This window comes from Antrihabitans stalactiti (assembly GCF_012932915.1).
Lineage (GTDB): Bacteria > Actinomycetota > Actinomycetes > Mycobacteriales > Mycobacteriaceae > Antrihabitans > Antrihabitans stalactiti.
Map to the genome: position 1 here is coordinate 37,469 of NZ_VCQU01000017.1, position 25,980 is coordinate 63,448.

Consider the following 25,980-nt stretch of genomic DNA (forward strand, 5'->3'; position numbering starts at 1 on the left):
CATGACAACGATAATTCCGGGTGCATCGAGCAAGTCGACAGACGCCGACGGTCTGGTGGAGATGGCGTGGGACCCCATCACCCGCATCGTCGGCAGTCTCGGCATCTACACGAAGATCGATTTCAAACAGAAGGAAGTCGTGGAGTGCCACAGCACGTCCTCGATCTTCCGGGGCTATTCGATCTTCATGAAGGGCAAAGACCCGCGCGACGCGCACTTCATCACGAGCCGCATCTGCGGCATCTGCGGCGACAACCACGCGACCTGTTCGTGCTACTGCCAGAACATGGCCTACGGGGTAAAGCCGCCGAACCTCGGCGAATGGATCGTCAATCTCGGCGAGGCCGCTGAATACATGTTCGACCACAACATCTTCCAAGAGAACCTGGTCGGCGTGGACTTCTGCGAGAAGATGGTGTCCGAGACCAACCCCGGCGTGCTCGAACTGGCCAATCGCACCGAGGCGCCGCATGCCGGCGACCACGGAATGAAGACCATCGGCGACATCATGCGGTCGCTGAACCCGTTCACGGGCGAGTTCTACCGCGAGGCCCTGCAGGTCAGTCGGTGGACGCGAGAGATGTTCTGCCTCATGGAGGGTCGCCACGTTCATCCGTCGACGCTCTATCCGGGCGGCGTGGGCACCGTCGCAACGATTCAGTTGATGACGGACTACATCACGCGACTCATGCGCTACGTCGAGTTCATGAAGAAGGTCGTGCCCATGCACGACGACCTGTTCGACTTCTTCTACGAGGCGCTGCCCGGCTACGAAAAGGTCGGCCTGCGCAGGACACTGCTCGGCTGCTGGGGATCGTTCCAGGATCCGGATGTCTGCAACTTCGCCTACAAGGACATGGAGAAGTGGGGCCGGGCGATGTTCGTCACGCCGGGCGTCGTCGTCGACGGAAAACTGGTCACGACATCACTGGTCGACATCAACCTCGGCATCCGAATCCTTTTGGGCAGTTCGTATTACGACGACTGGACCGACCAGGAAATGTTCGTGAAGAAGGATCCGCTCGGCAACCCGGTCGACCGGCGGCACCCGTGGAATCAGCACACGAACCCGCATCCGCAGAAGCGGAACATGGACGACAAGTACAGCTGGGTGATGTCGCCGCGTTGGTACGACGGCACCGACCATCTCGCGCTCGACACCGGTGGCGGCCCGCTCGCGCGGTTGTGGCCGACGGCGTTGGCTGGGCTCGTCGACATCGGCTATGTGAAGTCGACAGGGCACAGCGTGCAGATCAATCTGCCGAAGACTGTGCTGAAGGGACCGGTCTCGTTCGAGTGGAAGATTCCGGTGCACGGCAGCAACACGATCGAACGCAACCGCGCACGGACGTACTTCCAGGCCTACGCGGCGGCGTGTGCGCTGCACTTTGCGGAGAAGGCGCTCGTGGAGATTCGCGCGGGCCGGACCAAGACGTGGGAGAAATTCGAGGTACCCGACGAGGCAATCGGTTGCGGATTCACCGAGGCGGTCCGCGGAGTTCTGTCCCACCACATGGTGATTCGCGACGGCAAGATCGCCAACTACCACCCGTATCCGCCGACGCCGTGGAACGCGAATCCACGCGACAGCTACGGCACACCGGGACCGTACGAAGACGCGGTGCAAGGGCAGCCGATCTTCGAGGAGAACGACCGCGACCACTTCAAGGGCATCGACATCATGCGGACCGTCCGCAGCTTCGACCCTTGCCTGCCATGCGGCGTCCATATGTATCTCGGAGAGGGCAAGACGCTCGAAAAGTTGCATTCGCCAACGCAATCCGTCACCGGCGAATGACAGCCGAATGACGACGGATGCGGATGGGTGGCGCGAAGCTGGCGATCGAATCGAGACATTGCTCGACGCCAGCTCGGCTGGCGGCGTGGTTGCTCGCGAACGTGCCGAGCAACTCGTCCGCGAGGTTGTAGATCTCTACGGCGCAGGGTTGGAGCGCATCGTCGCGTTGGTGCGCACCAACCATGCGCTGCTGGACCAATTCGCGTCGGACGAGCTGATTGCCAGCCTGCTGCTCGTGCACGGACTGCACCCGCACGACGTCGAGACCCGGGTCCGGTCCGCGCTCGACAGCGTCCGGCCCTACCTCGGTAGTCATGGCGGCGACGTCGAACTGATTGCCGTCGAAAATGACGTCGTGCGGCTGCGATTGACGGGCAGTTGCAAGAGCTGTCCGTCGTCGTCGGTGACGCTCGAGCTCGCTGTGAAGGATGCGGTCCAGGCAGCCGCGCCCGAGACGACCGACATCGAAGTGGTCGGCGAGCCCGTCAAGAGTGCCGGCCTGATTTCGGCGGAATCGCTGATGTCGCGCGTGCATTCGGAGTCTCACCACGCTGGCGCGTGGGTGGCGATTCCGGAACTCGCGGAGTTGCAACCGGGCGAGATCGGCGGGTTTGCGGTCGCGGGCTTGCCGATCTTGACTTGCCGGATCGGCGACGATCTCTACGCGTACCGGGATCGATGTCCGTCGTGCATGAAGTCGTTGGCGGGTGCGCTGCTGGCTCGCCGCGCGGGCGGAGTTGCGGGCGATGTGGTGCTGCGCTGCCCGGTCTGCCACGCGCACTACGACATTCGGCACGCTGGCGCCGGAATCGATGACAGTTCGGAACACCTCGACCCCCTACCTGTTCTGGTCCGTGACGGCGTTCTTTCCGTCGCGGTTCCGGTGACGGAGGGCGCCGGGTGAGTGGCTCGCCGTTGGACGTATTGCGTCGGATAGCGGCCGACCGACCGCGAGCCGTCGTCGGTGAGCGCTGCGAGATGTGTGCCGAGCCGATTCGTGACGAACATCAACATGTGGTGAGTTTGCAAGGGCGCCAACTCATGTGCGTGTGTCGCGGCTGCTATTTACTCTTCACCGACCAGCAGGCGGAGCTGCGGTTCCGCGCGGTCCCGGACCGCTATTTGTCGTTCCCCGATTTCGCTCTGTCGCCCGGTCGTTGGGACGCACTGGAGATTCCTGTCGCGCTCGCGTTCTTCTTCCACAATTCGACGATCGGCCGGACCGTTGCGTTCTACCCGGGTCCGGCCGGTGCGACGGAATCGGAGCTCCCGCTCGACGCGTGGGAGCAGGTGTGTGCGGAGAACCCGTTGCTCTCGGTCGTACTGCCAGACGTCGAAGCGTTGTTGATCCGAATTCCGGAGCGCGGCGAAGGCGATCCGGAGTGCTACCTCGTTCCGATCGATGCCTGCTATCAGTTGGTCGGCGGCTTGCGGCAAGTGTGGCGAGGGTTCGACGGTGGCCAGGACGCGCGACGGGCAATCGACGAGTTCTTCGCGACGGTCACCGCGCGGAGTAGGGTGGCGAAGGTGCCATGACCGCCTTGACCTTCACCGTTCTGGATGTCGCACCGCAGCCATACGCTGCCGAGCCGATCCTCAACGCGCGGCTTCGCATCGAGGAAGGCACGGGCGCGACCGTCCATGCCATTGCGCTGCGCTGTCAGGTCCGGATCCAGCCGCACAAGCGCCGCTACTCCGAAGCTGAGGCCGAAGGGCTGCTCGACCTTTTCGGTCCGCGTGATCGGTGGGGGTCGACGCTGCGAAACTTCTTGTGGCTCAATGCCAGTGCGATGGTTCAGGGCTTCACTGGCTCGTGTGAGGTGGACCTACCGATGCCGTGTACGTACGACTTCGAGGTATCCGCGTCGAAGTACTTGCATGCGCTAGAAGCGGGCGGCCTCGCGGTGCCGCTCGAATTTCTTTTCAGCGGAACGATTTTCACCAAGTCGGAGTCGGGATTCAGCGTCGGCCAGGTGCCATGGGACCGCGAAGCGTCCTACGACATGCCGGTGCAGGCATGGAAAGACTTGGTGGCCGCCCACTTTCCGAACAGCGGCTGGGTGCGGCTTGATCACGCGACGGTTGCGACCCTTGCCCGCTTCAAGTCCGAACGCGGGTTGATCAGTCTCGACGACGCGATCAATCTGCTTGTGGCACGGGAGGCGGTCGAATGAGCCCGGCGAATAGTGCAGACAATGTGCGTGCGGTGGCTGACGCCGTTCTGTACGAGGGGTACTTGCTGTATCCGTATCGGTCGACGTCCTCGAAGAACCAATCACGCTGGCAGTTCGGCGTTCTCGGACCACCCGGTGCCGCAGCCGGTGGGATGGGGGAAGAGCCAGGGATGTCGAGCCAGGTGCTCCTCCGTCCTGGTGACTGGGCTCAGCTTTCCGTCACCGTCCGGTGCTTGCAACTGCAGCATCGGCAGGTCGAGGCCGCGTCCGACGGCGAGTATCAGCCGGTCGACGAGCTGGTAGTCGCTGGGACGCAATGGATCACGTGGGACGAGGCCATCGAGCGTGAGGTCGAGCTGGGTCCGTTCACGGTCGACGAGTTGCTCGGTGGGTTCAGTCTTCATGTCGAGTTCTCTGGCGGCGTGGAATATGAGTCTCTCGACGGCGGTCGGATATCTCGGACGAGGTGGCCGCTGCGAGGCGTCATGACGTTGACCGGTACGAATATCGGCGGGTTGGTTCGCGTGGGTATCGAGGTGCGCAACACTGCCGAGCCGGCGGCCGACAAGGATGCCGCAATCCGGACGTCGTTCATCGGCGCCCACCAGATTCTTACGGTCCAAGGTGCTCAGTTCGTCTCGTTGCTCGAACCGTCGGACGACGACGCTACCGCCGCAGCGGCGTGCAAGCACTCGCGGTGCTTCCCGGTCCTGGCTGGGTTGCCGGGGGAGACCGACACGATGTTGGTGTCGCCGATCATCCTCTACGACTATCCGGAGGTTGCCGAACAGAGCGCAGGAGCGCTTTTCGACTCGACGGAGATCGACGAGATTCTGAGTCTGCGCATCATGACGTTGACCGACGAGGAGAAGGCGCAGGCGCGCGCAACCGACCCAATGGCGGCGGCGATCATCGACCGTTGCGATGCGATGTCGCCCGCCGACATGCAACAACTGCACGGCATCTTGCGCGACCCGCACGCTCGTCTCGTCCCTGAGTTGGACGACGACATCCCGTGGTGGACAGAGGAGGCCGACGGCACGGTCCAACCCGATGTCGATGGCGTGATCGTCGACGGCGTACGCATCGCGAAGGGCAGCATGGTCCGCATTCAGCCGTCCCGTCGCGCGGATGCGCACGACTTGTTCTATGCCGGGCAGATCGCGCGGGTGACGCTCGTACATGGTGACGTCGACGGCGAAATCCACGTCGGGGTCGTCCTCGTCGAGGATCCGGCCTCGGAAATGCACGAATGGTATGGCCGGTACTTGTACTTCGCGCCTGACGAATTGCAGCCACTTTCGTCAGAAGCGGTGAAAGGAAAGGAGAAAATCCAATGAGGATTATGGGAGAGATTGCCACCGTATTTGTGGCGGTCGGGCTGGTCGCCGGAATTGCTATCGGCATCAGCTCGATCCCGGATATCAAGCGGTACCTGCGAATTCGTCATATGTAGTGAAAGTCCTCGTCGCGGGCATCGGCAACATCTTCCTGTGTGACGACGGTTTCGGACCGGAAGTGTTGCGCAGGATGGCAACTCGTGAGCTCCCCAGCGGAGTTCGCGCGGTCGACTTCGGCATTCGTGGTGTGCATCTCGCCTACGAACTGCTCGACGGCTGGGACGGGCTCGTTCTTGTAGACGCCGTGCCGAACCGCGGTGCGCCGGGAACGCTCAGAGTGTTCGAAATCGACGATCCGAGCGCGCTGGGTCATGCGCAATTCGATGCTCATGCAATGGATCCCGGCGCGGTGATCGCAAGTCTGCGCGCGCTCGGCGGCGAGCTACCGCCGACCGTCGTCGTCGGCTGCCAGGTGGGCAGCGTCGACGAGGGAATCGGTCTGACACCGGCGGTGGCGGGAGCGGTCGACGAGGCCGTCGACGCAGTGTTCGATGTGCTCGGAAGGATGGTGGCGCAATGTGCCTCGGAATCCCCGGCCAGGTAGTCCGCATGCTCGAGGGGTACGGCGACCAACTCGCCTTGGTCGACGTGGTCGGCGAACAACGCCGCGTGAACATCGGCATGCTCCCCGAAGGCGTCACGGTCGGCGCGGGGGATTGGATCGTCATTCACATGGGTTTCGCCATGGAGAAGACCGACGCTGCCGGCGCAGAGAAGGCGATGTCCGGCTTGGAGATGATGGGTCGTCCCCGCGACCTCCCCTAACCCGTGCGCGCGTCTCACCCATCCAGGGGTGAAATTCACGCACGGTTCGCTGCGGTCATATCGCTGATCCGGCGTTGCAACGCCTGTCCGGCTGGAAGTTGCGCCACGAGGGTGCGCAGCACAGGCATCGCAGCCGCGACCTGGGCGTCATCCAAAATGTAGTTGAGGCCTTGATAGAGGTTTTGTTCGATCTGGCTCACGATTTGTGCGGCGACGAGGCCCGCCGAGGTGAGCGACAGTACTGTGGTCCGCCGGTCCGCAGTACCGGCAGTCGACTCGACAAGGCCCTTGCTTGCGAGCGTGCTCATCAGCCTGCTCGGGCTACCTCCCTCGCAGACAAGACGCTGCCCAATCTCTCGTACGGTCAACGGGCTCTTTGCATCCCGCAAAACCGCGATTGCCTCAGCTTGCGAAGGCGTGAGGTCGTGCGGCTTGAGTGCTGCCGTGAGCGCCCGCGCCCCTTCGCGCTGGGCGGCGAGGACGAGGTAGCGGAATTCCTCTATCGAGTCCATCTTCACAGCATATTGCGTCTTGCAAATCGATGACGTGTCACGTTAATATGATGACACGTCACCTACTTTGAAAGAGGCCACATGTCATCCACTCAGCCAACCCTCGTCACAGTCCCTTGCTTCTCGGGAGCTCCGTGGGACGAGCATCAGCTCGCACCGCTGCAGGCCTACCCGGTGCGCACGATGCGCCTCCCCGAGGCGGTCGACGAGGTCGAGCGGTACGCGGACTTCGTCGCCGAGCAAGTCGAGGGCCTCGATGACTATGTACTAGTCGGCGACTCGTTCGGCGCCGTCATCAGCCTCACCCTCGCGCTGCGGCAACCAACCGGACTTCGTGGATTGGTGCTCTCCGGCGGGTTCGCGGCCAACCCCCTCCCGCGCTGGAAGGGCATCGCCGCGCGCGCCTCGCACTACGCCCGCGGACCGCTCTACCGGAACGGCACACTGCGCTTCCATGCTCGCGAGCTCGCGTCGCGGTTCGACCGCGATGCCGAGGTTCCGCACACCCAAAACGATTACCGCCAGTTGTTCGTGGAGAACACGCCAGCGGGCTCCTATAGCGCGCGTGTCACGAGCGTCATTTCCTTCGACGTGCGCGATCAACTCGCCAAAGTCAGCGTCCCCACCCTGCTCATCACCCCGGAAGACGACCAACTCGTCGGCGACCAAGCCGCTCGGGAGCTGCGCGAAGGCCTCCAGAACGCCCGTGAGGTGGTGCTCCCTAGCACGGGGCACATGTTTCGCTTCACCCACCCGAGCCTGTACGGCCAGACGATTGTGGAGTTTCTGCAAGGCCTCGACAGTCCCGCACGCGAGAGCCGTGCGCGCGTCTCACCCCTGCCGGGGTGAAATTCACGCACAGTCAGTGCAGGCCGCGCATGACGGCGTCGACCAGCGATTGAGCTACGCGGCTGGGTATTTCGCCGCCGTCAGGTCCGTGCTCGAAGTAGTGCAGGAACGCTTGTTGAAAGCAGGCGCCGAATAGCAAGGCAGCGATTGCGTCCGGGTCGGAGTCGGCGGCGATGCGGCCGAGTCGTTGCTCGTCGCGCAGGTAGTTGGCCAGCCACGAGACCACGTTTGCCGGTCCGGCACCGTACTTGGCGAGTGACTCGCGGGTCGCGGCGAGGAGGCTCGGCGCCGCCAGGAGTGAGCCCATCATCGGGAACGTCGTCCCGTAGAAGCGCAACGCATCGTTCGCAGCCGCGACGAGGTTGTCGGCGACCGTCCCGGACCCTGCCTTCGAGACCGGCGCGAATGCCTGGACCCGCTCGGAAAACACGTGCAGCAACAGATCTTCTTTGTCGCGAAAGTACTTGTAGAGCAGCGGCTCGGAGCATTCGGCCACGCGCGCAATCTCTTTCGTCGTCGCGCGTGCATAGCCCTGCGTGCGCATGACCTGCGCGGCCGCGTCGAGTATTCGATCCCTGGTGCTCACAGTCCTCCACCTTGACAAGCGCGTTAGCGATCACTAACCATAGAGGTTAGTAATCACTAACCACGGGAGGTTCGGATGGAAATAACAATCTTTGGCGCGACAGGCGGAACCGGCGTCGAGTTGGTCCGGCAGTCGCTCGACGCTGGTCATCGGGTCACGGTGGTCGTTCGCGATCCCGCGCGCCTACCTGCCGAGCTTCGGGATCGAGTCGACGCTGTGACCGCTGACGTTTTCGATCCGGCAGCGCTCGAAGCCGCGGTGAAGGGGCGCGATGCGGTGCTGACCGCAATGGGTTCGCGGACGGGCCTGAAGGCCACAACAGTGTGTGCGGATAGTGCGCACGCGATCGCGCTCGCGATGGCGGCCACGCAGACTCGTCGGTTGCTGATGGTCAGTACGAGCGGTCAAGTTGCCGACTCCGGTGACGGCGCCATCATGCGGACCGTGTTGAAACCGCTTATCCTGCAACCGATTTTCAAGAAGGTGTACGACGATATGCGCGCGGCGGAGCGGCATCTGGAGGCAACCGATCTGGATTGGACCTTCTTCCGGCCGTCCAAACTGACCAATGCCGAGTTGAAGCTGCCGTACCGTACCGCCGTCGACCGAAACATCAAGCACGGCCTGACCACCTCGCGCGCGGACCTCGCTCACTGCATGTTGCGCACGATCGAGGACCGCTCGTCGATCAGGCGCTCGATCTCGGTCGCCTCCTGACGCCGGGAACTGTGCGTGAATTTCACCCCTGGGAGGGTGAGACGCGCGCACGGGGTCAGGTGGTGGCGAGGCGCCGATTGGTCCGTTCGAGCTGCCATTCCGTCCAGTAGCGAAGTTCGTCGACCTGTTGGGGCGCGAGCCAATCGCAGACGAAGTCCCAGTGGATGGCAACGTAATCGCCTGCGTGTAGGTGCGAGACGAACTCGCCGGCGTCCACTCGACTACGGACCGTACGTTCCTGCGGATCGCCGAGTTCCAGCGTGCCGTCGAACTCGAGCGGCCTCGACTGCACGACCACTTCGCCGGCGCGGACCTCGGTGACCTTGCCCCAGCTGATGCGGCACGAGTCGAGGACCTGCAGTGGTTGCGGCATCCCGCTGCCGAGCAACCGCGTCCAGGGGTAGACGCCGAAGACGTGGAATGCGTGGGTGGGTGCGGCCTCGTCGAGCAGCGCATCGGTGAGGTGCTTCCAGTAGTGACCGGCCTGGGACGCGAAGCGGGTCAACAACTCCGAACCGAAACGGGCGCGATCGATTTCGCCGGTCAGCTCCGAGCCGGTCCAGTATGCGCGGACCACATGGTCGTCGAGCGGATCGTCCAGACCGCTCAACTCGGCGATCAGTTGCTGGTAGGGCCATGCGCCACTGAACCGTCGAGCGATCGCCGCGATATCGGCGTCGACGTCAGCGCCGCACGCGGCAGCTTCGAGCGCTCGCGCATCGGCCGGACCGCAATAGCCGAGAGCATTCGGCGCGTATGCGTACTGCGCGAACAAACGATGGCCTGGCGGTGTCGACACTCAAACTCCTGCGCGTTGTCCCACCAAAAGTGCAGTCTCCCTGTGCAACCGGCCGAAGTTGTAGTACGCCGCGCAGGCGCCTTCGGGTGAGACCATGCAAGTACCGATCGGGGTCTCGGGCGTGCAGGCTGTGCCGAACACCTTGCACTCCCACGGCTTGATGACGCCCTTCAGTACCTCGCCACACTGGCATGCTTTCGGGTCGGCAACCCGGACTCCAGGCATGGAGAACCGCTCTTCGGCATCGAATTCGCTGTAGTTCCGATGAACCTTGAGTGCGCTCTGCGAGATGAAGCCGAGGCCGCGCCATTCGAAATGTGGTCGCAGCTCGAAGGTTTCGGCCATCAGTTTCAACGCTTGGACGTTGCCTTCGGTCTTCACCACGCGGGTGTACTGGTTCTCGATCTCGCAGCGTCCGTCGCGTATCTGTTGCAGCAGCATGTGGACCGACGCCAGGATGTCCAGCGGTTCGAAACCGGCGACCACCATCGGTTTGCCGTAGACCTCGGACACGAACCGATAGGGCCGGGTGCCGACCACGGTGGATACGTGCCCCGGACCCAGGAACCCGGACAGTCGCAGGTCCGGCGAATCCAGGATTGCTTTGATCGGCGGCACGATCGTCACGTGATTGCAGAACACCGTGAAGTTCTTGACACCCAACTGTTTTGCGCGGACCAACGTGACCGCGGTAGACGGCGCCGTGGTCTCGAAACCCACTGCGAAGAAGACGACCTCCTTCGACGGGTTGTCGACCGCGATCTTCAACGCATCCAGCGGCGAATAGACGAATCGAACGTCAGCACCGCGGGCTTTCGCCTCGATGAGGTTGCCGCGCGAACCGGGCACTCGCATCATGTCGCCGAAGGTCGTGAAGATCACCGCGGGGTGTTCGGCGAGCGACATCGCGTCGTCGACCCTGCCCATGGGTATCACGCACACCGGACAGCCTGGGCCATGCACCAGCTCCACCGACGACGGGAGCAGGTGCTCGATGCCGTGTCGATAGATGGTGTGGGTATGCCCGCCACAGACTTCCATGAATTTGTACTCACCGTCACCGGCGAGTTCGTTGATGGATTTGACCAACGCCCGCGCGGCCGCGGGGTCTCGGTATTCGTCGACGAACTTCACGGTGCTACCTCAAGCAATCTGTGAGGAGTTGAATGCGTCGATCTCGTTCACGTAATCGGCGCCCATCTTCTGGACTTGATCGAGCGTGAGTTGCGCCTCGACTTCATCGATCTTCGACATGGCGAAGCCGACGTGGACGAGTACCCAATCGCCGACTACCAAGCCTTCGTCGGCAAGCAGTCGCACGCTGATGATCCGTCGAATTCCGTTGACATCCACCTTCGCAAGGTGTTGTTCGGCGTCGACGATGTCCACGACTTGTCCGGGGATTCCCAAGCACATGGCGGCTCCTCCTTCAACAGATTCTCGGTAGCGGATCGCCGACGAGCATGTCGACAATGCGGCTGCCGCCGAACGACGTTCGCAATGCGACGATTCCGGGCGGATCGCCGAGCACTTCGCCGATCACGGCGGCATTCGCGCCGAGTTTGTGCGATCGAAGCGCGGCGAGTGCGGCGTCGGTTTCTTCCGGTGGCACGATCGCGATGAACTTGCCCTCGTTGGCGACGTACAGCGGGTCGATGCCCAACATGTCGCACGCGCCGAGAACCTGCGGTTGCATCGGCAACTGGCCTTCGTCGAGAATGACAGCGACTCCGGCAGTTTGGGCCAACTCGTTGCAGACCGTGCCTACGCCGCCGCGTGTGGCATCGCGCATCCATCGGGTGGACGGCGCGGCGGCCAACATCGCCTCGACCAGGTGGTTGACGGCTGCGGTGTCGGAGACGATGTCTGCTTCGATGGCCAACTCGCCGCGAGCCAGCATCACTGCCATGCCGTGCTCGCCGATGGTCCCCGAGACCAGCACGCGGTCGCCCGGCTTGACGAGCATGGGTGACAGCATCCGCCCCGCCGGGACCAATCCCATTCCGGCAGTAGAGATGTACAGCCCGTCCGCGGCGCCTTTGCCGACGACCTTGGTGTCGCCGGTGACGATCTGAACCCCGGCCGCCGACGCCGAATCGCTCATGTCGACGACGATGTCTCGGAGTCGACCGATGTCGAAACCCTCCTCGATCACGAACGCCGCGCAAAGCCATTGTGGGACAGCGCCCGAGACTGCGAGATCGTTGACGGTCCCATGCACGGCGAGGTTCCCGATCGAGCCGCCTGGGAACTCGAGCGGCTGCACGACGAACGAGTCCGTGGAGAATGCCATGCGTTCGCCGGACGGCAGGGTCATGACCGCGGCGTCGCCGAGTTGTTCCAACTCAGGATTCCGAAACGCTTCGACGAAGACCGAGTCGATCAGTGCAGCCGACGATTTGCCGCCGGCGCCATGCGCCAGGGTCACGACCGATTCGAGCAGCCGCGGTCTACGTTTGCGGTACTCGTTGATGCGTTCGAGCACCCTGCCTTCACGTTCGGAGGCTGTCGCCGATTCGGTACTGACCATCAGTGCGCTCCTGTCATCGATCGTGCTGCAGCCCTGGTGAGTTCGGTCATCCGTTCCTGCATCGCCACCCACAGTTGGTAGCCGACGACGGCGTGGCTTTCTTGAATCCGGTGAATACTCTGGGAGCGAATGGTGAAGCAGAAGTCCAGGTCTGCGGTGACGGCCATCCTGCCGCCGTCGTGCCCCGCGAACCCGATGGTGAGCAAGCCGCGCGTCTTCGCTTCCGCCAACGCCGAAAGCAGGTCGTCGGAGTTCCCAGACGTCGACAGCGCGATCGCGATGTCACGGTCTCGGGAGTGCGCGATGATCTGTCGCTTGAAAATGAGGTCGAAGCCGACGTCGTTGCCGAGTGCAGTGACGACGGAGGTGTCCGCGGCAAGCGACCAGGCTGCCACCGGCCTGCCTCGAGCAGGGCGGCTGAACAGGGTCGCCAATGTTGCTGCATCCGTGGAGCTTCCGCCGTTGCCGAGCGTGTAGAGCCGGCCACCGAGGGCGAATCGGTCGGCCATCTGCGTGCCCGCGGCGCGGATTGCCTCGCCCCACTCGGCCATCGACTCGCGTTGCAGGGCAGCGCTGACCGCAGCCTTGCCACGTGCGGACTCCGCGAGATCGGCCAGTAGGGCGCTCGCGTTGGTCTCTTCGGCGTCGATGAACGGGTACAGGAAATTCGTGTTCTCGGTCATCACATCGCTCCCGCTCGATCGTCCAGTCGGGTGATCGCAGCGCCGCCGTGGACAAGGACCAAATCGTTGACTTCGACCTCGCCGAGGACTGTGACGTCGATCAACTCTTCGCCCGAAGCCGTTCGGACCAGCGCAGATTCGAACGCGGACTGAGGGGGCAGGATCACTTCGGCGAGACGCCCCTCGTCGCTGCAGGTGATGCAGACCTCGTCGGTACATTCCGGCTCGTCGACGGTCATCAGCCCAGGATGTTCGAAGCAGACGTGCGTGAGCTCCCACAACAGGTGATACATCAGCACGAACCGGCCGGTCGCTGGAACCATCGGATCGTCGGAGTTGACCCAGAGAATGTGGTTGGCGCTACCAGGCGGGGGTCGATCGCCGTAGCCGATCCAGATCGTATCGGCTCCCCACACCGGCGCCCGGCGCATCGCGTCGAGGACTTGCGGCTGATCAGCCGACGCGACGGCGATGATCACATCACCCGGCCGGGTCGCGACCCGGCACTGCGCCACCGGATCCGGCTCGACCAGAGCGACCGACGGCAACGCTCGCTTACCCATGATCACCGGATGGACGAACTCGACTGCGATGTGATGCGCGTGTGGTTCCCATTGCGGCGAGATCGTCCACAGGGTCGCGCCTGCATTGAATCGTCGCGCCAAAGCCAATGCCGCAGTGGCCAGGTCGGCGGCGAGATCGGTGTCGATGAGTTCAACGTCCGCGGGTGCCGCAGTCATGTAATCGCTCCCATTTCCCGGGCAATTGCCCGACCGATCACCGCTTGACCGAGCGATAGTCCACCGTCGTTCGGGGGTACCTTCTCGTGGGTCAACACTTCGAACCCACTGTCCTGCAAGTTCTTCCGCAGCAGCCGAAGAAGCAGGCGGTTCTGGAACACGCCGCCGGTCAGCCCGACCGTCGAGACGTCGTGCCGACGGACCAGCTCGGCCGTCGCATCCGCGAGGGCGTAATGGAAGCCGAGCGCGAGTTCGGCAATCGGTCGGCCTTCCCGCATCTCCCCGATCACATCGGCCAGCAACGAGTCGAAGCGGATCTCGTTGCCTTCGATCGTCATTCGTAGGGGAGCGGCGCTGCCGGCGGTCCGGGCCAGCGCCTCCAGCTCGACGGCTGCCTGGGCTTCGTAGCTCGCCCTGTGACACACACCGAGCAGCGATGACACACCGTCGAACAGCCGTCCGACGCTCGTCGTCCGGGCACATGCGGTCCCCTCGCGCAGTTGCGACGCAACGAGCCGCCGCTCGACCGGCTCGAGCGCAGCCGTGCACGGCAGGTCGTCGATGTCGATCAGTCCAGCTTCGTGCAGCAGCGCTGCAGCGACACGAGCGGGATTGCGCACCGCCGCATCACCGCCGGGCAGCCAGAACGGTTGCAGGTGGCCGACGCGCACGGCGTCGCGAACATCCGGACCGACTTCGAGGAGCTCACCACCCCAGACCGTACGGTCACAGCCGTATCCCGTGCCGTCGAAGGCAATTCCGAGCACCTTCGTGCCGAGCCGGCCATGCTCGGCGAGCAAGGACGCGACGTGCGCGTGATGGTGCTGGACCGTGCGCAACTCGATCCCGCTCGCGTCGCTGTGGCGTTGCGCCCAATGGCGTGTCGAGTACCCGGGGTGGTCGTCGGCGACCAGCAGTTGCGGCGTGACGCGATGCAGCGTCGTCAACTGCGCGACCGAACTCTCGAACGCCCGCTGACTTTCCAGCGATCCCATATCGCCCAGATGCGCCGAACAGAATGCGTAGTTCTCCCGCGTCAGGCAGAAGGTGTTCTTGACCTCGGCGCCGACGGCGAGCACGACCGGTCCCGGCTCGGGCAGCAGAACGGGGAGCGGTGCGTAGCCGCGCGACCGCCGGATCGGCAACACCGCGCCGTCGGTCACGGTGAGCACCGAATCCTCACACGGCACAGCAATTTTGCGGTCGTGCAGCAGGAATGCATCGGCGATGGCGCCAAGTCGCTGACGGGCGTCGTCGTTGTCGAAACACAACGGTTCGTCGCTGGCGTTACCCGATGTCATGACGAGCAGCCGCGGACCGCCGCGGAACAACAAGTGGTGCAGGGGCGTGTACGGCAGCATCACGCCGAACTCGTCGACACCGGGCGCCACCTCGGTGGCGACCAGCGTCGTCGATCGCCGCTTCATGAGCACGATCGGGTGAGCCGCGCCGGCCAATAACCGCTCATCGATGTCCGACACCTCGCAGATCGCACCGACGACACCGAGATCGGCTGCCATCAGGGCGAACGGCTTGTCCGGTCGCCGCTTTCGGGAGCGCAACCGGGCGACGGCCGCGGAGTTTGCGGCATCGCAGACGAGGTGGAATCCACCCAATCCTTTGACTGCGACGATGCGTCCGGCGTCGAGCGCGTCGTGTACGCGACGCATGACGACGTCGTCGCCGAACTCTTGTCGGCCTGCCTGCTCGAAGTAGATGCGTGGTCCGCACGCGTGGCACGAGATCGGCTGCGCGTGATAGCGGCGATTCGATGGCATGTGGTACTCGATGAGGCATTGCGCGCACATCGGGAACGGCGCCATCGTCGTGGCTGGCCGGTCGTAAGGGAGGTCCGTGATGACCGTGAAGCGAGGCCCGCAGTTGGTGCAGTTGATGAACGGATGCAGGTAGCGCCGGTCGGTCGGATCGTTGAATTCGCGCACGCAGTCCGCGCAGGTGGCGACATCAGGTGAAATCAATGTTCGCGCATCGGCCCGATGCCGGCTGTCGACGATGTCGAACGACGTGTCACCCTGTGCTGCAACGATATCGGTGTGGATGTCGACGATGACCGAGAGTGGCGGCGCATCCGTCCGCAGCCGCGTCGCGAAGGCCGCGATCGTCGCGGAGGGTCCCTCGATCTCGATGAACACGCAGTAATCGTCGTTACCGCAATGCCCGGACAAACCGAGGTCGCGCGCGAGCTTGGCAACGAAAGGGCGGAACCCGACACCTTGCACGATGCCGCGAACAATCATTCGGCGCCGTTGGACCGTGGTGCCGACGACGGATTCCGGATCTACCTGGGTGCTCATACCCGAGTCCACATCGTTGGATATGCCCCGCCGAATGGGCTGTGTCGACGATGGCTACAAGATCGATCCTGCTCCTGCAGAACCGATGCTGCAAGGTCCTCAGGGCTTGGGTTTCAGCGCCGTATCGAGGGTCGCTGCCCACCGGCGGACGATCTTCTTTCGGCGTGCCGAGTCGTCGGTGAGCACATCGGCGAGGCCGAGACCTCGAGCGAGGTCGAGCGTCGCCTGGACCAATTGGTGCGTCGCAGGGTCCGAGTCGTCGACACCGAGCGCGTCGATCGTCAGTCGATGAGCTGTCCGGCCGAACTTGGCCTCGAGGGGGACGATTCGCTCCTTCAACGCAGGGTCGGCCGCAGCAGCGGTCCACACTTGCAAAGCCGCCTTGAACATCGGGCCGGTGAAGTACTCGACCAGCTCGGAAATCACCGTTTCCGTCTTACGTGCAGCACTTGCGCCGGCTGATTTTGCCGCGTCCATAGCGGTCGTCATGCGCGAATCGAACATGAACTCCAAGGCTGCCGTGATGAGGTCTTCGCGGACCGGGAAGTGGTGTTGTGCCGCGCCGCGCGAGACCCCAGCTCGTTCGGCGACGTCCGCCACCGTCGTTGCGCTCCAGCCTGACTCGGCCAGGCAGTCGATCGTCGCCTCCAGCAGACGCAAGCGAGTGGCGCGGCTTCGGTCCTGCTTCGGTTCACGAACCGTCGTCACGCCACTCACCTCCTTCTACTGTGCCCAGCTCGGTGTTCGCCGCTGCAAGAAAGCCATCATGCCTTCTCGTACTTCCTCGGTGCCGAAGAAGCTCGCTGACCGCGCCGCAAGTTCGTCTGCGGACCGATCGAACTCGGCCAGCATCGCTGCCGTGACGAGTCGCTTGCTCTCGGCCAAGCCCTGCGGAGATCCTTTGCGGAGATTGGCGCACACCGTGGCAAGCTCGGCCTTCGGGTCGTCGACGGCGGTCGTGATCAGGCCGATCGCAGCGGCCTCGTCGGCGTCGAACTTTTCGCCGGTGAGGTAGTAGCGGCTGGCCGCGCGCGAGCTGAGCCGGGGAAGCAGCGTCAACGAGATCATGAAGGGAGCAAGTCCCAACCGGACCTCGGTGAGCGCGAACGAGCTGTCCCGACCGGCAATGACGATGTCGCAGGCCGCGACGATCCCCATGCCACCGGCGCGGACATTTCCGTCGATCACAGCGACGACCGGCTTGGGCACCTCGATGATCCCGCGCAGCAAGGTGAGCATCACCCGGGTTCGATCGTCGGCTGCAACCGCCGGATCTGCATTGCTCGCCTCGCTCAGATCGGCACCCGCGCAGAACGTGTTGCCGGTGTGCGTGAGCACGATTCCGCGAACCGCGGGGTCCGCGGCAGCCTGCTGCAGACCTTCGAGCAACTCGCGAACGAGCTTCGACGAGAGCGCATTACGGTTGTGCGGCGAGTCGAGGGTCAGCGTCGCGAACCCGCTGTCGACGCCGTACTGCACGAACGGTTCGTCTGCCATATCAGTAAGACTTCGGCAGGCCGAGCGAGTGCTGCGCCACGAAGTTGAGCACCATCTCGCGGCTGACCGGCGCAATACGCGCAATTCGCGCAGCACCCAGCATCGAGGCAAGGCCGTATTCCTTGGTCAGCCCGGCGCCACCGTGAGTCTGGATCGCCTGATCGAGAGCCCTGATGCTCGCTTCGGCAGCGGCGTACTTCGCCATGTTGGCGGCCTCGGCAGCGCCGAACTCATCGCCGGCATCGTAGAGCGTCGCAGCCTTCTGCATCATGACCTTCGCGAGCTCGAGCTCGATCTTGATCTGTGCGAGCGGGTGCGCAATACCTTGGTGCGCACCGATGGAGGTTTTCCATACCGTGCGCTCCTTCGCGTACTCCACGGCGCGGTCGATCGCGTAGCGACCCATTCCGACAGCCATGGCCGCGCCCAGGATGCGCTCTGGGTTCAGTCCGGCGAAGAGCTGTGCGATGGCAGCGTCTTCCTGCCCGACCAGAGCATCGGCCGGCAGCCGGACATCGTCGAAGAACAGCGAATACTGGTGATCCGGCTCGATGATGTCCATCTCTTGCTGGGTCTTGACGAGGCCTTCGGCATCGGTCGGCATGATGAACAGCGCCGGCTTGAGCTTGCCGGTCTTCGAGTCCTCGGTGCGCGACACGACGAGAATCGCTTCGGCTTGATCGACGCCCGAGATGTAGATCTTCTGGCCGCTGATAATCCAGTCGTCACCATCGCGCCGAGCGGTCGTAGTGATCTGGTGCGAGTTGGAGCCCGCGTCGGGCTCGGTGATCGCAAAGACCATCTTGGTCGACCCGTCGGCCAGGCGCGGCAGCCACTTTTCCTTCTGCGCGTCCGTGCCGTACTTCGTGATGATCGTGCCGCAGATCGCCGGGGAGACAACGACCAGCAGCAGTCCTGCACCGTTTGCGGCCATCTCTTCCTGCACGAGCGCCAGCTCGTAGATGCCCGCGCCCCCGCCGCCGTACTCCTCCGGCAGATTGACGCCGAGGAAGCCGAGTTTGCCTGCCTCGTCCCACAATTCGGTCAGTGCTTCGCCGACCCGTGCCTTGGGTAGCACGTAGTCGCGGTAGTTGTACTTCTCCGTGAGCGCCGCAACCGCCGCGCGTAGTTCCTTCTGCTCTTCGGTCTCGATAAAGCTCATTTCGACTCCTCGTTCTCGACTACTGCCAACACGGCTCCGACCTCGACCTGTTGGCCGACGGTGACGTTCAATTCGGTGAGCACACCCGCAGCGGGTGCGACGATCTTGTGCTCCATCTTCATCGCCTCTAGCCACAGGATCGGTTGTCCTGCCGTTACTTCCGCGCCGACCTCAGCACCCAACCGGATGACCGAGCCCGGCATCGGCGCGAGCAACGAACCGGCGGCAACTTGCGCCGACGGGTCGATGAAGCGCGGCAAACGTCGGACCGTCACCGGGCCGAGTGCGGAGTCGATGCACACCAGGTCGCCGTAGCGCGCGACCTCGAAACGCCGTTGCGGGCCGTTCGGCTCGGTCATGACCACATGGGTCGGCGTCGCTTCGACGACCGTCAGACCGTCATGGCCTTCGACGACGACGCCCGACCTGGTGACGCGGTAACGAACGTCGTGCGTCCCGGAGGTCCGACTCTCGTACGACTTGAGCTGCGGCTGTGCAGGCAGGTTGCGCCAACCGCTCGGCAGCCCTGCCCCTACCCGGGCGGCACGGCGATTCGCCGCGGATTCCGCGAGGGCAGCCGCAACGACCGACAGGGCCTCGTCGGCATCGGACACCAATGGCGCCGACAAGGTATCCAGACCATGCGTTGCGAAGAAGGCTGTATCTGTGTCGCCGGCAAGGAACGCGTCGTGGCGCAGCACCCGGACCAGCAAATCGCGGTTGGTCACCAGACCGTGAATCTTCGCGCGCTGCAAGGCCGACGCCAACAGATGCGCTGCTTCATCGCGTGTGTCGGCGTAGGAGATCACCTTGGCCAACATCGGGTCGTAGTGCACACCGACGACCGACCCGTCGACGACGCCGGTATCCAAGCGGACCCCGGCATTCTCCAGGACCGTGAATTCGCCTGTGGTCTGCGGGATTTCGATCTTGTGGATCGTTCCGCTCTGTGGTTGCCACTCATGAGCGGGGTCTTCGGCGTAGAGCCGGACCTCGATCGAGTGCCCCCGCAAGGCGGGCTGCTCGGCGGGCAGCGCCTTTCCGGCAGCGACCTGCAGCTGCAGTCGAACCAGGTCGAGACCGGTGGTCTGCTCGGTCACCGGGTGCTCGACCTGAAGTCGGGTGTTCATCTCCAGGAAGAAGAAGTCGCCCTTCTCGTCGGCCAAGAACTCGACGGTCCCAGCGCCTTCGTAACCGATGGCCTCTGCTGCCAAGCGTGCGGCGTGGAAGAGGCGCTCCCGCATCCCATCGACGCGTTCGACGAGCGGGGACGGAGCTTCCTCGACGACCTTCTGGTGGCGTCGTTGAATCGAGCATTCGCGTTCACCGACCGCCCAGACCGTGCCATGGGTATCTGCCATCACCTGGACCTCGATGTGGCGACCAGTTTCGAGGTAGCGCTCGCAGAACACCGTCGGGTCGCCGAAAGCGGACTGCGCTTCGCGCTTGGCCCCCGCGATTTCGTCCTCGAGTTGGTCCAGCGACCGCACGACTCGCATGCCGCGCCCGCCACCACCAGCTGAGGCCTTGATCAGCACCGGCAGCATCGATTCTGTCACCTCGGCCGGATCGAGTTCGGCGAGGACGGGCACACCTGCCGCATCCATCATCTTCTTCGACTCGACCTTGCTGCCCATCTGCTCGATGGCCTTCACCGGCGGACCGATCCATGTCAGTCCGGCGTCGAGGACAGACTTGGCGAAATCGGCGTTCTCGGAAAGGAATCCGTAGCCGGGGTGGATTGCGTCGGCACCGGCGGCCTTAGCGGCCGCGATGATCAGTTCGCCGCGCAGGTACGTCTCCGCCGGGGTGTTTCCGGGAAGCCGGATTGCTGCGTCGGCCTCGGCTACGTGCGGCGAATTGGCGTCGGCGTCGGAGAACACGGCGACCGTTCCGATGCCCATGCGGCGGCAGGTCGCGAACACGCGGCGCGCGATTTCGCCGCGGTTGGCTACGAGGACACTCGAGATCATGGCGCTCACATCCTGAAGACGCCGAAGCGTTCGGCGCCCTTGATCGGTTCGGTCGCGATGGCGGACAAGCACATTCCGAGAACGGTCCGGGTATCGCGCGGATCGATGACGCCGTCGTCGTAGAGCATCCCTGACATGAACATCGGCAGCGATTCCTTCTCGATCTGCGCTTCCACCATCGCGCGCATGCCGGTGTCTGCGGCCTCGTCCCACGCCTGACCGCGCGCTTCCGCCGCGGCCTTCGCGACGATCGAGATCACGCCCGCCAACTGCGCCCCGCCCATCACCGCGGACTTCGCGCTGGGCCAGGTGAACATGAAGCGCGGGCTATACGCGCGGCCGGACATGCCGTACGCGCCAGCGCCGTAGGACGCGCCCATCACCAGCGAGATGTGCGGCACCGTCGAATTGGAGACCGCGTTGATCATTTGCGCGCCGTGCTTGATGATGCCGCCCTGCTCGTATTCCTTGCCGACCATGTATCCAGTCGTGTTGTGCAGGAACAGCAATGGCGTGTCGTACCGGTTGGCCAACTGAATGAACTGTGTTGCCTTCTGCGCTTCTTCGGAGAAGAGGACGCCGCGGGCATTGGCGAGAATCCCGATCGGATAGCCGTGCAGCTCCGCCCAGCCCGTCACCAGGCTGCCGCCATATAAGGGCTTGAACTCGTCGAAATCGGAACCGTCGACGATGCGCGCGATCACCTCGCGGGGATCGAACGGAATCTTCAGGTCCGACGGCACGATGCCGACCAGTTCTTCCTGGTCGTACAACGGCTCGATGACCTCGGCACGTGGCGCTGGGCCCTTCTTCCGCCAATTCAGCCGCTTGACGATCGAGCGTCCGATCCGGATCGCGTCCTGTTCGTCGACGGCGAAGTAGTCCGCCAAACCCGAAATACGAGCGTGCATTTCGGCGCCACCGAGAGATTCGTCGTCCGACTCTTCTCCCGTCGCCATCTTCACCAGCGGCGGACCACCCAGGAAGACCTTCGATTGCTCCTTGATCATCACGACGTGATCCGACATGCCGGGGATGTAGGCACCGCCAGCGGTGGAGTTGCCGAACACGAGCGCAATCGTCGGGATGCCGGCGGCAGAGGCTCGCGTGAGGTCGCGGAACATCTGACCACCGGGGACGAAGACGTCCTTCTGGGTCGGCAGGTCCGCACCGCCCGATTCGACCAGCGCGATCACGGGAAGCCGGTTCTCCCTGATGATGTCGTTGATCCGCAGCGTCTTCTTGAGCGTGTACGGGTTGGACGTGCCGCCCTTCACGGTCGGGTCGGGCGCGGTGATCATGCACTCGACGCCTTCGACGATGCCGATACCGACGACCACGCTGCCTCCGACGTGGAACTGGCTGCCCCACCCCGCCAATGGGCACAGCTCCAGGAACGGCGAGTCCTCGTCGATGAGCAGTTCGATGCGTTCGCGCGCGGTCAGCTTGCCGCGCTTGCGGTGACGGGCAACCTTGTCCGGACCGCCGCCGCCGATGGCCTTGGCGAACTCGGCCTCGACCTCTGTGAGCTTCGCGGTCATCGCGTCGGACGCGGCTCGATAGTCGTCCGACGTCGGGTCGAGAGTGGTTCTCAATACGCTCACTGGGTAACTCCTAGTCGCTGCGCTCGTCGTTCCGCTCCTCGCTGCGTTCCTCGCTGCGCTCCGGTACTCGCTGCGATGCTCACTCCTCGCTCGCTCACTGGAACCCCAACAGTTTCGACGCCAGCATGGTCATGATTTCGTCTGTGCCGCCACCGATTCCGATGATGCGGAAGTCGCGGTAGATGCGCTCCACCTCGGATTCACGCATGTAACCCATGCCGCCGAACAGCTGGACCGCTTCGTTCACGACCCACGCGCCGTTCTCGACTGCCGTGTTCTTCGCGAAGCAGACTTCGGTGATGAGGTTCGTCTCGCCGGCTTCTGCTCGCTCGGCGAGAGCACGCGTGTAGACGCGGGCGACATCGACCTTGCGGGCCATCTCTGCGAGCTTCATCTGAACGTGTTGGCGGCTGATGAGCGGGCGACCGAACGTCTCCCGATCGCGACACCACGCGACGGCGAGATCGAGGGCGCGTTGCGCGTGACCGTAGGCAAGGACAGCGAGCCCGATTCGCTCGGACACGAATGCGGCGGCGATCTGCGCGAAGCCGGTGTTCTCGGGTCCGACGAGGTTCTCGGCAGGCACGCGCACGTCGACGTAGGACAACTCCGCCGTATCCGACGCGAGCCAGCCCATCTTCTCCAGCTTGCGCGAGACCGTGAATCCCGGCGTGTTCTTGTCGACGACGAGCAGTGACACGCCACCGGCGCCCGGACCGCCTGTGCGGACCGCTGTGGTGACGAAGTCGGCGCGGACACCGGAGGTGATGAACGTCTTCGAGCCGTTGACGATGAAGTGGTCGCCGTCGCGCTTGGCCGTTGTCGTGATGTTGTTGACGTCGGACCCGCCGCCCGGCTCGGTGATGGCGAGCGAGCCGATCAGATCGCCGGCGAGGGTCGGCTTGACGTAGCGGTCGATCAGATCCGTGTTGCCCGAGGCGATGATGTGCGGGACAGCGATCCCGCAGGTGAACAGCGACGCCCACAGGCCGCCCGAGACACCGGCGTAGAGCGCCTCTTCCATGAGAGTGACTTCGTCGATCCGCGTGCCACCGGAGCCGCCAGCCGATTCTGGGAACGCCAGTCCGAGCAGGCCCAGCTGGCCGGCCTTCTTGTGTAGTTCGCGCGGCAGTTCGCCGTCGCGCTCCCACTGATCGAGCTCGGGCAGAATGTCTCGTTCGACGAATCCGCGAACGGTCGCGCGCAGGGCCTTGCGCTCGTCATCGGTCCAAACACTCACGCGAGTAGCTCCTCTGGAATATCGATGTGCCGAGACCGCAGCCATTCCGCGAGTCCCTTTGCCTGTGGATCGAATCGGGCCTGGTAAGCCACGCCCTTGCCGAGCAGTCCTTCGATGACGAAGTTGACGGCGCGAAGGTTCGGCAGCACGTGCCGCGTGACTGTCAGCGGTGCTGTTTCCGGCAGCAGCCGTTGCAGTTCCTCGACGGTCAACGTGTTGACGAGCCAGCGCCACTGTTCGTCGGTGCGAACCCAGACGCCGATGTTCGCGTTACCACCTTTGTCGCCGCTGCGCGCGAGCGCGATGGTCCCGAGGGGAACGCGGCGGGTAGTGGTCGTGCCCAAGGGCTCCGGCAAGTCCGGTTCGTCGACGGCATCGAGCGGCCGGGTGTCGGTGGCCTGGGCGACGTCGACTCGGCGGCCGTCCGGAAGCGCTGCGATGTGCGGCACTTTGTCGGCGTCGACGTAGCCCGCGGTGAAGATCCCGTACGGCGATCCGTTGCCAGGCAGCGAGGTGAAGCTGCACCCCGGGTAACTGGCAAGAGCGAGTTCGACGGCGACGCTGGAGAAGGTGCGGCCCACCTTGTTGGGGTCGGTGTCCCGGACCACGCAGCGCAGCAGGGCGCTGGCCTGCTCCTCGGTGTCGGCATCCGGGCGGTCCAAACGGGCAAGGGTCCAATCGATTTCGGCGGGTCGCACGGTCAGCCAGGATTCGAGCTGCTTCTGCGCGAGTTCGGCCTTCGCCTCGATGTCGAGACCGGTGAGGATGAACTCCATCTCGTTGCGGAAACCGCCGAGTGAGTTGAGCGAGACCTTCAGCTGCGGCGGAGGCGCTTCGCCGACGACGCCGCTGATCAACACGCGGTCCTCCCCGTCGGAGCTCAGCGTGATGGTGTCGAGTCGGGTCGTCACATCAGGTCCGGCGTAGCGAGCGGTCTGAATCTCGTACATCAGTTGTGCTTCGACGGTATCGACGGTGACAGCGCCGCCGGTGTTCTCGTGCTTGGTGATGACGCTGGAGCCGTCGCGGCGAATCTCTGCGATCGGGAATCCGGGGCGCGTCAGGTCGGCGATCTCTTTGAAGAACGAGTAGTTGCCGCCGGTCGCCTGCGTGCTGCATTCGATGACGTGGCCCGCAACGACCGCACCGGCGAGTTGGTTGTAATCGGTTCGGCTCCAGCCGAAGTGCGCGGCGGCAGGACCGACGATCACCGATGCGTCGGTGACCCGTCCGGTGACGACGACGTTGGCGCCGGCATTGAGGCACTCGACGATTCCCCAACCACCCAGATAGGCGTTCGCGGTGAGGGGAGTGCCGAGTTGCAACTCCGCAGCCCGGGCCGCGATGTCGTCCCCTTCGACGTGGGCGATCTTCGCGTCGAGGCCGAGCTTGTCGGCAATCTCGCGCAGCCGCGTTGCGAGCCCTGCGGGGTTGAGCCCGCCCGCGTTGGCGACGATCTGCACGCCTTTGTCGAGTGCCAGACCGAGACAGTCCTCGACCTGCCGCACAAAGGTTTTGGCGTAGCCGAGATCGGCGTCCTTCATCTTGTCGCGACCGAGGATGAGCATGGTCAGTTCGGCGAGGTAGTCGCCGGTGAGCACGTCGAGCTCGCCGCCTTCGAGCATCTCGCGCATGGCGCTGATGCGGTCGCCGTAGAAGCCCGAGCAGTTGCCGATCCGGAGCAGGTCCGGGTTCGGACCGAGCGCGGTCATGCCTGCGCCGCCGTTCCGGCGAATTGGCCAGGCTGACGGCCCGATCCCGGGGCGCCTGCAAAGGCCTGCGCAATCGTGAGCCAATGCGAGGCGTCGGCGCCCACCGCCTCGACATCGAGATCGTCGAGGTGCCTGCGCTGCGTGACCAGCAGACAGAAATCGAGCGCGGACCCGGTGACGCGTTGGGCTGCGTCCTCGGCGCCCCACGACCACGTCGACCCGTCCGGTGCGACGAGTTCGACCCGGATGTCCTCGGTGGGCGGCTGTTCGTTGCGGACGCTGTACGCGAAGTTGCGGGCGCGCACTCCGATGTGCGCGACGTGGCGCAATCGTGCTGTCGGCGTGCGAGTTTCGCCGAGTGTGTCGGCGACGTCCTGCCCATGCGCCCAGGTCTCCATGATGCGTGCAGTCGCCATCGAGGCGACGGCCATCGGCGGACCGAACCAGTCCAACTTCCGGCCGGGCGCAACGGCGCGAAGTGCGGTGACGAGGGCTGAGCGGTCTGCGCGCCACAGTTCTAGAAGGTCCGCGGTGGGCGTCTTGGCGAGTTCCTCGGCCGCGACGTCGACGAAGCCAGTGGGGTTCTCCCATGCCTTCTTCACCACCGCGGCGAACGCCTCGGGGTCGGTAGCCGACAGAGTCGCGACTCCGTCGGTCCACGCCAGGTGCGCAATCTGGTGCGCGATGGTCCAGCCGGGGGAGGGGGTTTCGAGCGACCACGCCTCGGCGCTCAATCCTGCTACCAATCGGTCCAGGTCCGCGCCTTCGGCTTCGAGATCCGCCAATACGCCGTCAAGATCTGCCACGTTGCAAACTCCTTGTTGTCTAGCGCTTCGGCACACAGCCTCACACCGCCACCGAAAAAAAGCAAGCATGAACGCTTGTTAATGATCGTCGAGCGTGGACCCGTCGTCGTCACACGCT

General features: G+C 64.2%; 27 protein-coding genes. 10 read left to right on the forward strand and 17 right to left on the reverse strand.

Features of this window, described 5'->3' with window-relative positions:
* The first annotated feature begins 1 nt into the window (after window position 1).
* The 8 genes from FGL95_RS30785 to FGL95_RS30815 are packed head-to-tail and all read left to right on the forward strand — an operon-like array spanning window position 2 to window position 6,137.
* On the forward strand, window positions 2-1,798 hold the full coding sequence (locus tag FGL95_RS30785; protein WP_169594601.1) for a nickel-dependent hydrogenase large subunit: 1,797 nt from the start codon (window positions 2-4) through the stop codon (window positions 1,796-1,798).
* A gap of 7 nt (window positions 1,799-1,805) precedes the next feature.
* Window positions 1,806-2,702: a NifU family protein gene (locus FGL95_RS30790; protein ID WP_169594603.1), complete on the forward strand. Its 897-nt coding sequence runs from the start codon at window positions 1,806-1,808 to the stop codon at window positions 2,700-2,702.
* Complete coding sequence (locus tag FGL95_RS30795) at window positions 2,699-3,334, forward strand: DUF5947 family protein (protein WP_169594605.1); 636 nt, start codon at window positions 2,699-2,701, stop codon at window positions 3,332-3,334. The genes FGL95_RS30790 and FGL95_RS30795 overlap by 4 nt, the downstream gene beginning before the upstream one ends.
* Window positions 3,331-3,972, forward strand: a complete 642-nt coding sequence (locus tag FGL95_RS30800) for a DUF6084 family protein (RefSeq protein WP_169594607.1) — start codon at window positions 3,331-3,333, stop codon at window positions 3,970-3,972. The genes FGL95_RS30795 and FGL95_RS30800 overlap by 4 nt, the downstream gene beginning before the upstream one ends.
* Window positions 3,969-5,312: a hypothetical protein gene (locus FGL95_RS30805; RefSeq protein ID WP_169594609.1), complete on the forward strand. Its 1,344-nt coding sequence runs from the start codon at window positions 3,969-3,971 to the stop codon at window positions 5,310-5,312. Before FGL95_RS30800 ends, FGL95_RS30805 begins: the two co-directional genes overlap by 4 nt.
* The gene (locus tag FGL95_RS33245) at window positions 5,309-5,428 is read left to right on the forward strand and encodes a DUF6893 family small protein (RefSeq protein ID WP_420838103.1); all 120 of its coding nucleotides are present in this window, start codon (window positions 5,309-5,311) and stop codon (window positions 5,426-5,428) included. Before FGL95_RS30805 ends, FGL95_RS33245 begins: the two co-directional genes overlap by 4 nt.
* Window positions 5,428-5,916, forward strand: coding sequence for a hydrogenase maturation protease (locus FGL95_RS30810; RefSeq protein ID WP_169594611.1), 489 nt, complete (start codon window positions 5,428-5,430; stop codon window positions 5,914-5,916). The genes FGL95_RS33245 and FGL95_RS30810 overlap by 1 nt, the downstream gene beginning before the upstream one ends.
* On the forward strand, window positions 5,889-6,137 hold the full coding sequence (locus FGL95_RS30815; RefSeq protein ID WP_169594613.1) for a HypC/HybG/HupF family hydrogenase formation chaperone: 249 nt from the start codon (window positions 5,889-5,891) through the stop codon (window positions 6,135-6,137). The genes FGL95_RS30810 and FGL95_RS30815 overlap by 28 nt, the downstream gene beginning before the upstream one ends.
* 35 nt (window positions 6,138-6,172) lie before the next feature.
* Here the strand turns inward: FGL95_RS30815 and FGL95_RS30820 are convergent, their stop codons facing one another.
* Window positions 6,173-6,649, reverse strand: coding sequence for a MarR family winged helix-turn-helix transcriptional regulator (locus FGL95_RS30820; RefSeq protein WP_169594615.1), 477 nt, complete (start codon window positions 6,647-6,649; stop codon window positions 6,173-6,175).
* Between the two features lie 81 nt (window positions 6,650-6,730).
* On the opposite strand from FGL95_RS30820, the gene FGL95_RS30825 reads away from it, so the two are divergent.
* On the forward strand, window positions 6,731-7,498 hold the full coding sequence (locus FGL95_RS30825) for an alpha/beta fold hydrolase (protein WP_169594617.1): 768 nt from the start codon (window positions 6,731-6,733) through the stop codon (window positions 7,496-7,498).
* Window positions 7,499-7,511: 13 nt separating this feature from the next.
* Here the strand turns inward: FGL95_RS30825 and FGL95_RS30830 are convergent, their stop codons facing one another.
* Window positions 7,512-8,084 (reverse strand): TetR family transcriptional regulator, encoded by a 573-nt coding sequence (locus FGL95_RS30830; protein ID WP_169594619.1) that lies wholly within the window; start codon window positions 8,082-8,084, stop codon window positions 7,512-7,514.
* A 75-nt stretch (window positions 8,085-8,159) separates the two neighbouring features.
* Between FGL95_RS30830 and FGL95_RS30835 the strand changes: the two genes are divergently transcribed.
* On the forward strand, window positions 8,160-8,801 hold the full coding sequence (locus tag FGL95_RS30835; RefSeq protein WP_169594621.1) for an NAD(P)-dependent oxidoreductase: 642 nt from the start codon (window positions 8,160-8,162) through the stop codon (window positions 8,799-8,801).
* A 55-nt stretch (window positions 8,802-8,856) separates the two neighbouring features.
* Here the strand turns inward: FGL95_RS30835 and FGL95_RS30840 are convergent, their stop codons facing one another.
* The 15 genes from FGL95_RS30840 to FGL95_RS30910 all read right to left on the reverse strand — a co-directional run bounded on the left by FGL95_RS30840 (window position 8,857) and on the right by FGL95_RS30910 (window position 25,862).
* Entirely contained in the window at window positions 8,857-9,600 is a 744-nt protein-coding gene (locus FGL95_RS30840) for a DUF6390 family protein (protein ID WP_169594623.1), read from the reverse strand.
* Window positions 9,601-10,734 (reverse strand): hydrogenase formation protein HypD, encoded by a 1,134-nt coding sequence (hypD, locus tag FGL95_RS30845; RefSeq protein WP_169594625.1) that lies wholly within the window; start codon window positions 10,732-10,734, stop codon window positions 9,601-9,603.
* Window positions 10,735-10,743: 9 nt separating this feature from the next.
* Window positions 10,744-11,016: a HypC/HybG/HupF family hydrogenase formation chaperone gene (locus tag FGL95_RS30850; protein ID WP_169594627.1), complete on the reverse strand. Its 273-nt coding sequence runs from the start codon at window positions 11,014-11,016 to the stop codon at window positions 10,744-10,746.
* A 13-nt stretch (window positions 11,017-11,029) separates the two neighbouring features.
* Window positions 11,030-12,130: a hydrogenase expression/formation protein HypE gene (gene hypE, locus FGL95_RS30855; RefSeq protein ID WP_169594629.1), complete on the reverse strand. Its 1,101-nt coding sequence runs from the start codon at window positions 12,128-12,130 to the stop codon at window positions 11,030-11,032.
* Window positions 12,130-12,813: a D-sedoheptulose-7-phosphate isomerase gene (locus tag FGL95_RS30860; RefSeq protein WP_169594631.1), complete on the reverse strand. Its 684-nt coding sequence runs from the start codon at window positions 12,811-12,813 to the stop codon at window positions 12,130-12,132. Before FGL95_RS30860 ends, hypE begins: the two co-directional genes overlap by 1 nt.
* Window positions 12,813-13,553: a hydrogenase assembly protein HupF gene (locus FGL95_RS30865; protein WP_169594633.1), complete on the reverse strand. Its 741-nt coding sequence runs from the start codon at window positions 13,551-13,553 to the stop codon at window positions 12,813-12,815. The genes FGL95_RS30860 and FGL95_RS30865 overlap by 1 nt, the downstream gene beginning before the upstream one ends.
* Window positions 13,550-15,868, reverse strand: coding sequence for a carbamoyltransferase HypF (hypF, locus tag FGL95_RS30870; RefSeq protein WP_169594635.1), 2,319 nt, complete (start codon window positions 15,866-15,868; stop codon window positions 13,550-13,552). The genes FGL95_RS30865 and hypF overlap by 4 nt, the downstream gene beginning before the upstream one ends.
* Window positions 15,869-15,967: 99 nt before the next feature.
* The gene (locus FGL95_RS30875; protein ID WP_169594637.1) at window positions 15,968-16,576 is read right to left on the reverse strand and encodes a TetR family transcriptional regulator; all 609 of its coding nucleotides are present in this window, start codon (window positions 16,574-16,576) and stop codon (window positions 15,968-15,970) included.
* A 15-nt stretch (window positions 16,577-16,591) separates the two neighbouring features.
* Window positions 16,592-17,365 (reverse strand): enoyl-CoA hydratase family protein, encoded by a 774-nt coding sequence (locus FGL95_RS30880; protein WP_169594639.1) that lies wholly within the window; start codon window positions 17,363-17,365, stop codon window positions 16,592-16,594.
* A 1-nt stretch (window position 17,366) separates the two neighbouring features.
* Window positions 17,367-18,527 (reverse strand): acyl-CoA dehydrogenase family protein, encoded by a 1,161-nt coding sequence (locus FGL95_RS30885; RefSeq protein ID WP_169594641.1) that lies wholly within the window; start codon window positions 18,525-18,527, stop codon window positions 17,367-17,369.
* Window positions 18,524-20,500: an acetyl/propionyl/methylcrotonyl-CoA carboxylase subunit alpha gene (locus FGL95_RS30890; protein WP_169594643.1), complete on the reverse strand. Its 1,977-nt coding sequence runs from the start codon at window positions 20,498-20,500 to the stop codon at window positions 18,524-18,526. Before FGL95_RS30890 ends, FGL95_RS30885 begins: the two co-directional genes overlap by 4 nt.
* Before the next feature lie 5 nt (window positions 20,501-20,505).
* Window positions 20,506-22,104 (reverse strand): carboxyl transferase domain-containing protein, encoded by a 1,599-nt coding sequence (locus tag FGL95_RS30895; RefSeq protein WP_169594645.1) that lies wholly within the window; start codon window positions 22,102-22,104, stop codon window positions 20,506-20,508.
* Between the two features lie 94 nt (window positions 22,105-22,198).
* Window positions 22,199-23,389, reverse strand: coding sequence for an acyl-CoA dehydrogenase family protein (locus FGL95_RS30900; protein WP_169594647.1), 1,191 nt, complete (start codon window positions 23,387-23,389; stop codon window positions 22,199-22,201).
* Window positions 23,341-25,056: an acyclic terpene utilization AtuA family protein gene (locus tag FGL95_RS30905; RefSeq protein WP_169594649.1), complete on the reverse strand. Its 1,716-nt coding sequence runs from the start codon at window positions 25,054-25,056 to the stop codon at window positions 23,341-23,343. Before FGL95_RS30905 ends, FGL95_RS30900 begins: the two co-directional genes overlap by 49 nt.
* On the reverse strand, window positions 25,053-25,862 hold the full coding sequence (locus FGL95_RS30910) for a TIGR03084 family metal-binding protein (RefSeq protein WP_169594651.1): 810 nt from the start codon (window positions 25,860-25,862) through the stop codon (window positions 25,053-25,055). Before FGL95_RS30910 ends, FGL95_RS30905 begins: the two co-directional genes overlap by 4 nt.
* Between the last annotated feature and the right edge of the window lie 118 nt (window positions 25,863-25,980).